This is a genomic window from Lolliginicoccus suaedae, assembly GCF_008312885.1.
GTDB classification, from domain to species: domain Bacteria; phylum Actinomycetota; class Actinomycetes; order Mycobacteriales; family Mycobacteriaceae; genus Lolliginicoccus; species Lolliginicoccus suaedae.
Genome location: NZ_VSSO01000004.1, coordinates 271,276 through 284,205, shown reverse-complemented (window position 1 = coordinate 284,205; position 12,930 = coordinate 271,276). Strand labels below are relative to the sequence as shown.

At 65.8% G+C, this 12,930-nt stretch carries 9 protein-coding genes; 8 read left to right on the top strand and 1 reads right to left on the bottom strand.

All coding sequences use genetic code 11. From position 1 onward, the window contains the following. Positions 1-34: 34 nt before the first annotated feature. On the bottom strand, positions 35-1,303 hold the full coding sequence (locus tag FXO18_RS13070; protein ID WP_407936475.1) for an IS30 family transposase: 1,269 nt from the start codon (positions 1,301-1,303) through the stop codon (positions 35-37). A gap of 165 nt (positions 1,304-1,468) precedes the next feature. Here FXO18_RS13070 and FXO18_RS13065 point away from each other — a divergent pair, with 165 nt between their 5' ends. From FXO18_RS13065 to FXO18_RS13030, 8 genes are all read left to right on the top strand, one after another. After that, on the top strand, positions 1,469-2,875 hold the full coding sequence (locus tag FXO18_RS13065) for an amidase (RefSeq protein ID WP_149361557.1): 1,407 nt from the start codon (positions 1,469-1,471) through the stop codon (positions 2,873-2,875). Between the two features lie 113 nt (positions 2,876-2,988). Beyond that, on the top strand, positions 2,989-4,614 hold the full coding sequence (locus FXO18_RS13060) for a class I SAM-dependent DNA methyltransferase (protein WP_407936474.1): 1,626 nt from the start codon (positions 2,989-2,991) through the stop codon (positions 4,612-4,614). Next, positions 4,614-5,831, top strand: a complete 1,218-nt coding sequence (locus tag FXO18_RS13055) for a restriction endonuclease subunit S (protein WP_149361556.1) — start codon at positions 4,614-4,616, stop codon at positions 5,829-5,831. Before FXO18_RS13060 ends, FXO18_RS13055 begins: the two co-directional genes overlap by 1 nt. Before the next feature lie 79 nt (positions 5,832-5,910). Then, positions 5,911-9,111, top strand: coding sequence for a type I restriction endonuclease subunit R (locus FXO18_RS13050; RefSeq protein ID WP_149361555.1), 3,201 nt, complete (start codon positions 5,911-5,913; stop codon positions 9,109-9,111). Between the two features lie 258 nt (positions 9,112-9,369). Continuing rightward, the gene (locus tag FXO18_RS13045) at positions 9,370-10,413 is read left to right on the top strand and encodes an MBL fold metallo-hydrolase (RefSeq protein WP_149361745.1); all 1,044 of its coding nucleotides are present in this window, start codon (positions 9,370-9,372) and stop codon (positions 10,411-10,413) included. 443 nt (positions 10,414-10,856) lie between these two features. Continuing rightward, the gene (locus tag FXO18_RS13040; RefSeq protein ID WP_149361554.1) at positions 10,857-11,177 is read left to right on the top strand and encodes an antitoxin; all 321 of its coding nucleotides are present in this window, start codon (positions 10,857-10,859) and stop codon (positions 11,175-11,177) included. Positions 11,178-11,234: 57 nt separating this feature from the next. Beyond that, complete coding sequence (locus tag FXO18_RS13035) at positions 11,235-11,606, top strand: thiol-disulfide oxidoreductase DCC family protein (protein ID WP_149361553.1); 372 nt, start codon at positions 11,235-11,237, stop codon at positions 11,604-11,606. Then, a complete protein-coding gene (locus tag FXO18_RS13030) occupies positions 11,607-12,863 on the top strand; it encodes a lipase family protein (protein WP_149361552.1) in 1,257 nt (418 codons plus the stop codon). It begins immediately after the preceding gene. Positions 12,864-12,930 lie beyond the last annotated feature (67 nt).

Sequence of the window (12,930 nt, the reverse complement as noted above, 5' to 3'; positions counted from 1 at the left end):
TGTTACCTTTTGCACCCTCATCTGGCCGGCGGATTCACGCGGTCGATGCAACAGATGACGGTTCTGAGAGTATCTCGTTGAAGACGTCGATGGGCTTGCGGAAGCCGTGCCGCTTGCGGGGCCGGGTGTTGAGCTGCATCGCGACGTAGTCGAGGTAGTCCGGCGGGTAGACCGACAGGTCGCTGCCTTTGGGGAAGTACTGGCGCAGCAGGCCGTTGGTGTTCTCGTTGGTCGGCCGCTGCCATGGCGAGTGGGGATCGCAGAAATAGACCTGCATCCCGGTGCCCATGGCGACCTTCGCATGCAACGACATCTCCGTGCCCTGGTCCCAGGTCAGGGTGCGGCGCGCGATCCGGGGAAGGGCCTGCATCTTCTCGATGGTCCTAGCGGCCACCGACGCGGCGGTGTGATCGTCGGGCAGGTGCACAAGGAGCACGAGCCCGGACCGGCGCTCGACAAGGGTGCCGATCGCGGACCTGCTCTCCGGGCCGACGATGAGATCACCCTCCCAGTGCCCAGGGACAGCGCGGTCGCTGGCCTCGGGCGGGCGTTCACTGATGTTGACCATGCCGGGGATCCGGCCCCGCGTGCCGGGCCGCGCGCCGCGGCGGGGCTTGCGCAGGGCCCTGCCGGTGCGCAGGCACGCATGGAGCTCCTTCCGCAGCGCTCCGCGTCCTTGCAGGTAGATCGCTTTGTAGATCGTTTCGTGGGACACACGCATCTCCCTATCACTGGGATGCTCCACGGCCAGGGCACCCGAGATCTGTTCCGGGCTGTGCCTGTCGCCGAGCCGCTGCTGCACCTCGGCGAGCAAGCGCGGGCGGCGGGCCAGCTTGCCCGGCTTCGGGCGGCCCGCGCGCTGGTCGGACCGCGCCTGGGCCAGTGTCGCGGCGTAGGTGGCCCGCGCGGCCGTGGAGCCCTGCCATGCGCCGAACGCTTCCTTGCGGCGATACCCGGACTTGCGGCCCGCCCTGGCCCACCACTCCGGCGCGCCGTTGCTATCGATCTCCCGCTTGATCGTCGACGGGGCACGTCCGAGCCGGGCCGCGATGGACCGGATCGACTCGTTGCAGCGCGTCCCGGCCTGGATCTCGATGCGATCATGGAGCGTGAGCCGCGGCCGTGGACCAGTCCGGCACGCGGCAACGAGACGTGGTTTCACCCCGCCAGCGTCTCGGAACCACCGCTGGCCAGTCCACCTCGTGGCACCAGCGGCGTGTCCCGCGGCGCCCGGCGACGTGCCGCGTCCGACCACCTCGTCCCAGAACTCTCGAAGCACAACACGACGCGGAGGAAGAGCCATGACAACACCCATCTGAATCGACTGGTGTTGCATCCACCCCTTGAACCCAAGGGCCGCGCGGGGGTGCAAAACTGCACACAACCGGGGGAGCCGCCCGCCACCTAGCCCGCGACATCTAGCCGGAAGCGCGTGCCTTCGACGAGGGGGGTGCGTAGGTTCGGAAGGATGATGGATCCCACGCGAGTCTCGGGCGTAGCGCTGGCCGCCGCGATCAAGGACGGGCAGGTCAGCGCTCGTGATGCGGTGGAGGCACATATCGACCAGTTGAAGCGTGGCCGGAGCCTCGGTGGGGTGGCGAAGCCCCGTTTTGATGCCGCGCGCGCTGAGGCCGATGCCGTGGATGCCCGCATCGCTTCGGCCGAGCCGGGCGAGCTGCCTCCGTTGCTCGGTGTGCCGATCACGGTGAAGGAGCTGATCGCGGTAGCTGGGATGCCTCAGGCGGGCGGTTTCTACCATCGCAGGGAGTTTCGCGCGGAGGCGGACGCACCGATCGTCGCGCGGATCAAGGAAGCCGGGGCGATCATCCTCGCGGTGACGAACTCGGCGGGGCCGCTGTTCTGGGTGGAGACGCACAACCCGTTGTATGGCATCGCCCGCAATCCCTATGATCCGCGGCGCACGGCGGGTGGCTCGTCGGGCGGTGATGGGGTTGCCGTGTCGATCGGGGGCGCGTCGTTCGCGCTGGGTTCGGATCTGGGTGGCTCGCTCCGCATCCCGGCGATGTTCAATGGCGTTTTCGCGCACCTTCCGACGGCTGGGCTGGTGCCGAACACGGGGCATTTCCCTATGACTGCTGGGATTCGTGATGCGCTCCAGCTCGGGCCCATCGCGCACCATGCGGAGGATCTGTATGCGGCGCTCAAGGCCATCTCGGGGGTCCACGAATCGCACCCAGGCATGAGTGACATCCAGCTCGGTGATCCCGACGATGTGTCGATCACTGGGCTCGATGTGTTCGTCGCCGTGAACTCCTCGGCTGTCGCATCGACGCCCGACATCGAGCAAGCGCGCCTGCGGGCAGCGGAGAAGCTGGAGAGCGCTGGTGCGAATGTCTCGGAGCTTGAGCTGCCGCGAATGCGTCGGGCGATGGGTTTCGCCGCGGCCACTATCGGCGGAGAGATGGATTTCGCCGCGACGCTGACCGAGATCGTGGGGCTGCCGGCTTTGCGAGACCGGAAACTGGTGCATCTCCTTGCTAGCGCGCCGATAGCCGTGCTCAACCTCGCCGAATCCGCACCGGCGCGACGGGTGCGGACGAATGGTGCTCGCCGATTGATCAGCGCGGCACACCGGGAGGCCGACTATATCGCCGAGACGATCGGTGATGGGGTCGTGCTATATCCGCCGTTTCCCCGGGTCGCGCCGAAGCACTTCAGCACTTATCTCCGGCCGTTGGCGCTTGCCAACACAACGGTTTTCAACTTCCTGGGCCTCCCCGCGACCCAGGTGCCGCTCGGGCTCAATGGTGACGGCCTGCCGGTGGGGGTGCAGGTCGTCGGGGCGCCGGGCAACGATCACATCTGCCTTCGCGTAGCGCGCGAGATCGGCGTGTGGGAGCCGCCAACTCTCTGAACAGGCGCTACACCACAAGTCAACGCTGATAACCGGGTTATCGCGCCACCCAGGCAGCGCTGACCGGCATCGCGCTAGGGTAGCGGCGTAAGCCCCACCGAGAGGAACCACCTGTGCCACCGAGAAAGCGCGCCACCACCGTCGATACCACCAGCCCCGCAGCGGCATCGACGATGAAGGAGCTCAAGGAGACCTTGTGGAAGGCCGCGGACAAGCTCCGCGGATCCATGGAAGCCTCCCAGTACAAGGACGTGATCCTTGGCCTGGTGTTCCTCAAGTACGTCTCGGATGCCTTCACCGAGCGGCGCGCGCAGATCACCGCCGAGCTCGAAGCAGACGGCCTCGATGAGGAGCAGATCGACGCGATCATCGACGACGCCGACGAATACATCGGCAACGGGGTGTTCTGGGTTCCCGCCGGAGCACGCTGGGGATACCTCGCCCAGCACGCCAAGGGCAAGCCCGCCGGGGCGGGGGAGCTACCGAAGTCCATAGGCGAGCTCATCGACACCGCCATGGCGGAACTCATGGGCGCCAACACGTCGCTCGACGGCACCCTGCCGCGCATCTACAACCGCGACAACGTCGACCAGCGCCGCCTCGGCGAGCTCATCGACCTGTTCAACAACGCCCGCTTCACCGGGCGCGGCGCCTCCAAGGCCCGCGACCTCCTCGGCGAGGTGTATGAGTACTTCCTCGAGAAGTTCGCCCGCGCCGAGGGCAAGCGCGGCGGCGAGTTCTACACCCCCGCTAGCGTGGTGCGTGTCCTCGTCGAGGTCCTCGAACCCACCGGCGGGCGCGTCTACGATCCCTGCTGCGGTTCGGGCGGCATGTTCGTGCAGGCTGAGAAGTTCCTCGAAGCGCACAACAAAGAAGGCTCCGACATCTCCGTCTACGGGCAGGAGAGCATCGAGCGCACCTGGCGCCTGGCGAAGATGAACCTCGCCATCCACGGCCTCAACGGCAACCTCGGATCGATGTGGGGCGACACCTTCGCCCGCGACCTGCACCCCGACCTCGTCGCCGACTACGTGATGTCCAACCCGCCGTTCAACATCAAGGACTGGTCGCGCAACGAGAACGACCCTCGCTGGCGCTACGGCGTGCCGCCCATCAAGAACGCCAACTATGCGTGGATCCAGCACATCCTCGCCAAGCTCTCGCCCGCTGGCAGCGCGGGCGTCGTCATGGCCAACGGCTCCATGTCGTCCAACAGCAGCGGCGAAGGTGATATTCGTGCCCGCATCGTCGAGGCCGACCTCGTCTCCTGCATGATCGCCCTGCCCACTCAGCTCTTCCGCTCCACCGGCATCCCCGTGTGCGTGTGGTTCTTCGCCAAGAACAAGAGCAGCGGTGCCACCGACCGTGCAGGCCAGGTGCTGTTCATCGACGCCCGCAACCTCGGCTACATGATCGACCGGGCCGAGCGCGCCCTCTCCGACGACGACATCACCAAGATCGCCAGCACTTACCACGCCTGGCGCGGATCCGAATCCGCCCTAGCCGAGGGCCTTTCGTATGAAGACGTGGCGGGCTTCTGCAAATCCGCCACCCTCGCCGACATCAAAGCCGCCGACTACGCCCTCACACCCGGACGATACGTCGGCGCCGCCGAGATCGAAGACGACGGCGAACCCATCGACGAGAAGATCGCACGGCTGAAGAAAGAACTGTTCGCACAGTTCGACGAATCCGAGCGGCTGGCAGCGGTCGTGCGCGAGCAGCTGGGGAGGATTTGATGGGGGAGTGGGTTTATTGCGAGTTCGGAGACCTACTTGCAGAGCCGCTGCGGAATGGGGTTAGCTATCCTTCCTCCTCTCGTGGTTCGGGAGTGCCAATGGTCAATATGAAAGAAATATTCTTGCACGATCGGATTGGTGACATTGAATGTGAGCTTGCGCCCCTAAATGACCGTGAGATGGCGGCGCATTCCCTTGAGGGCGGAGATCTTCTTTTTGCGCGCCAGTCCCTGACTTACGAAGGGGCCGGTAAATGTTCGATAGTTATGCCTGTGGGCCGACTCATGACATGGGAGAGTCACATAATACGCGCGCGCTTGAATATGGAAGTCGTCGCGCCTGCTTTTTACTACTATTTTTTTGGCTCCACATCTGGGCGAAGATTGATGGAATCGATAGTGCAGCAAGTTGCAGCGGCCGGAATCAAGGGCTCTGATCTTAAGCGTCTGGCAGTACCAGTTCCGCCTCTCCCCGAGCAACAAGCTATAGCTGAGGTCCTTGGCGCGCTCGACGACACGATCGCGGCGAACCGGAAGCTTGCGGAGACGGCGGAGGGTCTGCTTGCAGCGCGGTTTGTGACATTGGGGATAGACGTCGAGGCGGAGGCTACTGTTGACCAAGTACCTCTCGGGGAGTTGATCGACTTCAATCCGGCAACTCCAAAGCTGCAGGGCGATGAGCCTGTCTACGTTGATATGCAGAAGCTTCCGACGGCAGGCTCAACCATTGAGGAATGGGAGCGGCGCGCGCCGAAGGGTGGTGCGCGATTTCAGAACGGTGACACGTTGCTGGCGAGAATCACGCCGTGTCTTCAGAATCGCAAGACTGGGTACGTGAACTTTCTTGATGAGGGTGACGTGGCCGTTGGTTCCACGGAGTTCATTGTCATGAGATCAAAGCCTGGCTTTCCGTCAGAACTGAGCTACTTCATGGCTACGAGTGACCGGTTTAGAACGTATGCCATCCAGCACATGATCGGTACATCAGGTAGGCAGCGCGTCTCGGCTGGCGCGTTGGCTGACTACTTGGTCGCCATGCCTGAGCGACAAGCCTTGGCAGCCTTTGGTGATGAGGCTGGGCCGTTGTTCCGATCGATCAAGAGTGTTGCGAATGAGAACCGAACCCTCGCCGCCACCCGCGACGCCCTCCTCCCAGCTCTGATGTCGGGCCGCATCCGGGTGAAGGATGCCGAGCGGACTGTGTCGGACGTGGTGTGACAGGTCGCCCCCGCACCCTCGACACCCCTACCCCCACCGACACCCCTGGCCGCTAGCCCCGACCCCCGAAAGGATCCCGATGACACGCTACGGAATGTCTGAGGCTGATTGGGAGCAGTCTGTTCTTGATGTGCTCGGTGGGTTGGATTGGCGTCCGGCGGGGGCGGATGAGGTGGCTCCGGGGTCGGGGGAGCGGGAGGATTGGGCGGATGCGGTGATTCCGTCGCGGCTGCTCGCGGCGATCCAGCGGCTGAATCCGGGTGTGCCCGCGCAGTATTTGAAGCAGGCGGCGGCGGAGGTGGTGACGCCGAAGTCGCAGGATGCGATCGCGGAGAATCATCGCATCCACACGTTCCTCGTGGATGGCTATCGCGGGGTGTCGTATTTCGATGCGGATGGGCAGGAGCACAATCCGACGATCCGGCTGGTCAGCAGTGAGCCGAGCGATAATGATTGGCTCGTCGTCAATCAGGTCACCGTACGCACTGCTGAGCATGAGCGCCGCTTAGATGTGGTGCTGTACTGCAACGGCATGCCCGTCAGCATTGTCGAGCTGAAGCGGGCGAGCAACGAGAATGCCACCGTCGCTTCCGCGCACGCCCAGCTCCGCACCTATGTGCGTGAGTTCCCGCTGGTGTTCCGGTTCTGCGTGTTCACGCTCATCTCGGATGGCGTCATCACCAAGTACGGCACCCCGTTCACGCCGCTGAACCACTATTCGCCGTGGAACGTTGATGACAACGGCCAGCCTGTCGAGCCGGGCACGCTCACCGAATCCGGTGATGCCGCCACCAGCCTCGATGTTGCCCTCGATGGCCTGTACAACCAGGAACGGTTCCTGCAGCTGCTCCGCAGCTTCACCGCGTTCGATCAGGGCGGGGACGGGCTGGTCAAGCGCATCGCCAAGCCGCACCAGTACTTCGCCGTCACCAAGGCAGTCGGTTCCACGGTGCAGGCCGTCCGCTCCAACGGCAAGGCTGGTGTCGTCTGGCATACCCAGGGGTCCGGCAAGTCGATGGAGATGGAGCTGTACGCGAATCTCGTGGCGAGGCATCCGCAGCTGCTCAACCCCACCATTGTTGTCATCACCGACCGCAACGAGCTTGACGGCCAGTTGTTCGCCGCGTTCGACCAGAGCCTGCTGCTGCCCGAGAAGCCGAAGCAGATCAAGCGTCGCGCGGAACTGCGTGCCTCGTTGCAGGACATCGCCACCGGCGGGATCTTCTTCACCACCCTGCAGAAGTTCGGGCGTTCCCTCGAGGAGCGTGATTCCGGCCAGGAGCACCCGCAGCTGTCGGATCGGCGCAACATCATCGTCATCGTCGACGAGGCCCACCGCAGCCACTACGACGATCTGGACGGCTACGCCCGCCACCTCAAGGACGCCCTGCCCAACGCCACCCTCATCGCGTTCACCGGCACCCCCATCTCCGACGCCGAGCGCGACACCCGCGAGGTGTTCGGCGACTACATCGACGTCTACGACCTCACCCGTGCTGTCGAGGACGGCGCCACCGTGCCCGTCTACTTCGAGCCCCGCCTGGTCAAGGTCACACTCGCCGAGGGTGTCACCCAGGAGCAGCTCGACACCGCCGCCGACGAGGCCACCGCCGGTCTCGACGACGCCGAGCGCGACCGCATCGAGAAATCCGTCGCCGTCGTCAATGCCGTCTACGGTGCCCCCGAGCGGCTTGCCGCCCTAGCCGAGGACATCGTGGCGCACTGGGAGAACCGGCGCATCGTCATGCGGAAGTTCCTCAGCCAACCAGGCGAGCGGCCAGTGCACGGCAAGGCGATGATCGTGTGCTCCACCCGCAAGATCTGCGCCGACCTGTACAGCGCCATTGTCAGGATCCGCCCCGACTGGCATGCCGACGCGCTCGACCAGGGCCGCATCAAGGTCGTCTACTCCGGCACCGCATCCGACGAGCCACCCATCTCCGATCACGTGCGCCGCGACGGCGAGAACGCAGCCATCAAGGCCCGCCTCAAGGACCCCGCCGACGAGCTCGAGATCGTCCTCGTCAAGGACATGATGCTCACCGGCTATGACTCGCCACCCCTGCACACCCTCTACCTCGACCGGCCGCTCAAGGGCGCGCTGCTCATGCAGACCCTCGCCCGCGTCAACCGCACCTTCCGCGACAAGCAGGATGGCCTCATGGTCGGGTACGCCCCGCTCGTCGACAACCTGCACAAGGCCCTCGCCGAATACACTGGCGACGACCGCGCCAAGAAGCCCGTCGGCAAGGACATCAACGAAGCCATCGCGCTCACCGAAACGCTCCTCGACCAGCTCCGCGCGCTGCTCAAGGACCACGACTGGAAAGCCCGCCTCGCCGCCGGAGGCCCCAAATGCTGGACCAACGCCGTCATGGGCACCGTCGAATGGCTCCGCGAACCGCGCGGCTCAACAAGTGACGAGACCACGGTGGCCGACCGCTACCGGCAGCTCGCCCGCCAGCTCTCCCGCGCGTGGGCACTATGCAGCGGTTCCCAGAACCTCTCCGCCGTGCAGCGCGAAGTGCGCTTCTACGAGGAAGTGCGCGTCTGGATGGCCAAGTTCGACGCCGAGGACCGCGCCGCCGCCGGTGAGCCCATCCCCGAGGAGATCGCCCGCCAGCTCGGCGAGCTCATCGCCACCGCCACCGACACTGACGGCGTCATCGACATCTACGACGCCGCCGGCATCCCCCGACCCAGCCTCGACGACCTTAACCCCGACTACATCACCAAGACCAAGAACGCCTCCCACCCCCACCTCGCCATCGAAGCATTGCGCAAGGTCATCGCCGAGGAAGCCCGGCACGTCACCCGCCACAACATCGTCCGCCAGCGCGCCTTCTCCGACCGCATCGACGAGCTGATGCGCCGCTACACCAACCAGCAGCTCACCGCCGCCGAGGTCATCGCCGAGATGATCGAGATGGCCAAGGAAGTCGCGGGCGAGGCGAATCGGGGCAAGGACTTCAACCCGGAGCTGACCGAGGACGAGCTGGCGTTCTATGACGCAGTCGCGCAGAACGAATCCGCGGTCGATATCCAAGGCACCGACGTCCTCGCCAAGATCGCCCGCGACCTCGTCAAGGTCATGCAGCGAGACGTGCGCACCGACTGGACCGTGCGCGAGGACGTCCGCGCCAAGCTGCGCTCCTCCATCAAGCGGCTGCTCGTTATCTACAAGTATCCGCCCGACAAGCAGCCCGAGGCCATCAAGCTCGTCATGCAGCAAATGGAAACAATGGCGCCCCGCCTCGCCAGCGCCAGGGCGGGCGAGTAGCGGGTTCTCTGGCCTGCCCCCACGCCCCCGCGCCCCGGAAGTGCTACAAAAAGCACCTTCCCGCGGCCGTCCAAGGGTGCAAAACCTCGCACAACCGAACGCCGAGCCCCGGGCCAAGCCACGCAGCCTCGACGCGCGCCCCTCGGCCGTTGAGCGTGCGGGCGCTGCGCGTCATAGAGTGGGAGCGTGATTCGAAGGATTGCGCTCGCTGGAGCGTTGACTGCTAGCGCGGCGGCCGGGGCGGTGGCTTCGGCGCGGATGTCGCGGGCGACGGGTGCCTCTCGGGCGCGGATCCGGCCGTATGCTGCTGGGTCGCCGCATTTCCGCGATGGTCGCTTTCACAACCTGGAGCCGGTGTCCGCGTTCTCGCGGGAGCAGATGGTCGACCTGGTGATGGCGATGGCGCGGCGGGGCCAGGTGGGTTCCCCGTCCCGGCCGATCCCGGTGTCGGTGCCGCTGGCGCCCGCGATGGCTGCTGATCTGGCGGTGACGTGGCTGGGGCACGCGACGACGCTGGTGGAGGTGGATCGGCATCGGTTCTTGACGGATCCGGTGTGGAGCGATCGTGTGTCGCCGTCGCAGGCGGTGGGGCCGCGGCGCTTTCATCCGGTGCCGGTGCGGGTGGGGCAGTTGCCGAAGCTCGATGCGGTGCTGATCTCGCATGATCATTATGACCATCTCGATGAGTGGTCGGTGCGGGCGATCGCGGCGGCACAGCCGGTGCGGTTCATCGTTCCGCTGGGCGTGGGGGCGCACCTGCGGTCGTGGGGGGTGGCGTCGCATCGCATCACGGAGCTGGACTGGAACGAGTCGACGACGGTGGGGGAGTCGAGCCCGGTGGAGGTGACGTGCACGCCAGCGCGGCATTTCTCGGGCCGGGGCCTGACGCGCAACGCGACGTTGTGGGCCTCGTTCGTGCTGGCGGGTCCGCGGCATCGGGTGTTCTTTGGTGGTGACTCGGGCTTCATGGCGGAGTTCGCGCGCATCGGTGCGGATCATGGCCCGTTCGACCTGACGGTGCTGCCGGTGGGCGCGTATGCGGAGCAGTGGCCGGATGTGCACCTGAATCCGGAGGAGGCGGTGCGGGCGCATGGGCAGCTGACGGCGCCGCGCGGAGGCGTGATGCTGCCGGTGCATTGGGGCACGTTCAACCTGGCGTTCCATTCGTGGGTGGAGCCGATGGTGCGGTTGCAGGCGGCGGCGGAGGCCGCTGGTGCTCGGGTGGTCGTGCCGAAGCCGGGGCAGCGGGTGGACATGGTGAAGCCGTTGCCGACGGATCGTTGGTGGCTGCGCTGCGGCTAGGCGGGAGTCCGTTGGCGGGCAACTTTTCCCGAAGTGTTCGAGACTCGCTGTCACAGCAAATCATGGGCGCTCCGCGGCCGCCCGAAAAAGTTACTGACGCTTGATTAACAAATGGTTCGTGAACGCGTGGTTACGCCGGGCAAAAAAGGGAAGAACAATAGCCGCCCCGATGGTTTCCCAGCGCTGCGCGGTGGTCGTGGGCCGTCCGGTTTGTTCCGATCGGCAAGCTGGCCGACGCGGACCCAGCGTCGCTAACCGCCAGGTCATCAGGAAATCCGGCCCTCTGGGCGTGCTCAGCCGGGTCGCGCGGCGCGCCAATGGTGGTACTGGCCACACCGAGTGGAGTTTTGTCCAACTTGCTGCGACACTAAAGGCCAAGCGGGGAGATCCCCCCGACCGCCGTCGGCACGATTCTCAAGGTGCCGCAGTTTTTTAGGAGCAACATGAGCACGATTGATTCGGTCAAGGGCTTCGCCAACAAGGCAAAGGCAACCGTCGACGCGAACGCCACCAAGGCGAAGGCTGCTTTCGAGGCGAACAGCACCAAGGCGAAGGCTGCTTTCGAGGCCAACAGCACCAAGGCCAAGGCTGCTTTCGACACCAACGCCAGCAAGGCCAAGGCTGCTGTCGCCAGCAAGAAGGGCCAGATCGACTCGGCCGTCGACAAGGCTGCTACCTTCGTTGACACCAAGACCAAGGGCAAGTTCAACGCCCAGGTCACCAAGGTGCAGGACACGGCCAAGAAGATCGTTCCCGCTGAGTGATCCACTCGCGTGAACCCCGGCGCCCCGCGCGCCAGAGATGAACGCCAAGGAGTCGCAATGCCGGTCACCACGAGAGTGCTGTATGACCGGGATTGCGGCTTCTGCGTTTCCTGCCTCAACGTGCTCGCCCGCATCGACCGCCACCACCGCGTCACCGCCATCGCCTACCAGCAGCCGGGCGCGGTCGAGCTGTTCGATGTGACCACCGACGATGCCGCTGCGGCCGCCTGGGCGCTCGAGCCCGACGGCACCCGCCACCGCGGCGCCGGGGCGATCAATGCTGGTCTCGCCGCCGCGCTCGGCACGCGACTTCCGCTGCGGGTCTACCACCTCCCCGTCATCAGGCAGGTGCAGGACCGCGTCTACCAATGGGTCGCCGACCATAGGCACCTGATGCCAGGTGGCTCGAAAACCTGCACACTGGGATAGGTGAAGCACCTCTCCTCGCGCGCAGCCCTCCTCGTCGTTGCCACCGCTCTCCTCGCTGGATGCACTGCCACCCCGGAGCAAGACCCAGCGTCCACGACCGGCCCTGCTGCACCAGGCGTCGGGCTCAGTGCGAGCGAACCGCCACGCGGCCCCTACTCCATTGCCTCCACCGCAGAGGACGAGCGTGGCGCGATCATCGAATCAGCGCCCCTCGACGGGCTCGATCCAGCTATCGCACAACGAGCCTCGAACGCCCAGCGCGTCACCTACCGATCCACCTCCGGCATTGATGGCTCCGCCACCACCGTCACCGCCGCGATCCTTGCCCCCGCAGGCACCCCGCCCGAGGGAGGCTGGCCCATCCTCGCCTACGGGCACGGAACCACCGGTGTCGCCGCGCAGTGCGGGCCCTCCCAGTCCTCGAACCTGCTTGGCCAGGGCAACCGCATCGCTGCCTATCTCGACGCGGGCTACGCCGTCGCCGCCACCGACTACGAGGGCCTCGACGGCATCCCCGCAGCGGACGGACCCGATCACCCCTATCTCGAGCCTGTCACTGCTGCCTACAACATGATCGATGCCGTCCGCGCCGCCCGCGCGCTCAACGACGACCTCAGCGACCGGTGGGCCAGCATCGGGGTATCCCAGGGCGGACAGGCCGCATGGTCCGCGCTCGAGGCCGCCCCCCACTACGGTGACGGGCTGGACTTCGTCGGCGGGGTAGCCATCGCCCCCGCGGCCGATCTGACTCCCATCACGGACGGCCCGCCCCCGTGGAGCCTCGGACCGTTCCAGATCGGATTGCTGCCATACGTCCTCGACGGCTATCGCGTGGCGGACCCCGGCCTCGATTTCGACGACTACCTGCGCGGCTCCCTCGCGGATGGCTTCGGCGCTCTCGAAGGGTGCACCGGTACGACCGGATTCGCATCAGCGCTCACCATCCTGGGCAGCACCCCCGACGAGGTGGGGCCGTTCAGCGAGGAGGCGGCAGCGGATATCCGCGACTGGCTGGAGGGCAATGCCTTGCCGCTCGATCCCACCGACGAGCCGCTGCTCGTGCTCTACGGCGATCGCGACACCGTGATCCCCGCGGCCTGGACCGAGGAGGCCGTCCAGCGGGCGTGCGCGGAGGGCATGACTGTGGACGCCCGGCTCATCGCTGGTGCCGATCATTTCTCCATCGGGCAGACCGATGTGATGATCGATTGGCTCGATGAGCGCTTCGCCGGGCAGCCCGCCGCGTCCACCTGCTGAAGCCACCTGGCCCCGCGCAACGCCCAGACGGAAATCTGCGAGCGAAAGTCAACAGATGGGCCCGAAA

What these genes read in the sequence shown, in the direction of transcription:
- FXO18_RS13070 (WP_407936475.1), bottom strand. Translation starts at nt 1,303, where the DNA reads ATGGCTCTTCCTCCGCGTCGTGTTGTGCTTCGAGAGTTCTGGGACGAG.
- FXO18_RS13065 (WP_149361557.1), top strand. Translation starts at nt 1,469, where the DNA reads ATGATGGATCCCACGCGAGTCTCGGGCGTAGCGCTGGCCGCCGCGATC.
- FXO18_RS13055 (WP_149361556.1), top strand. Translation starts at nt 4,614, where the DNA reads ATGGGGGAGTGGGTTTATTGCGAGTTCGGAGACCTACTTGCAGAGCCG.
- FXO18_RS13050 (WP_149361555.1), top strand. Translation starts at nt 5,911, where the DNA reads ATGACACGCTACGGAATGTCTGAGGCTGATTGGGAGCAGTCTGTTCTT.
- FXO18_RS13045 (WP_149361745.1), top strand. Translation starts at nt 9,370, where the DNA reads ATGTCGCGGGCGACGGGTGCCTCTCGGGCGCGGATCCGGCCGTATGCT.
- FXO18_RS13040 (WP_149361554.1), top strand. Translation starts at nt 10,857, where the DNA reads ATGAGCACGATTGATTCGGTCAAGGGCTTCGCCAACAAGGCAAAGGCA.
- FXO18_RS13035 (WP_149361553.1), top strand. Translation starts at nt 11,235, where the DNA reads ATGCCGGTCACCACGAGAGTGCTGTATGACCGGGATTGCGGCTTCTGC.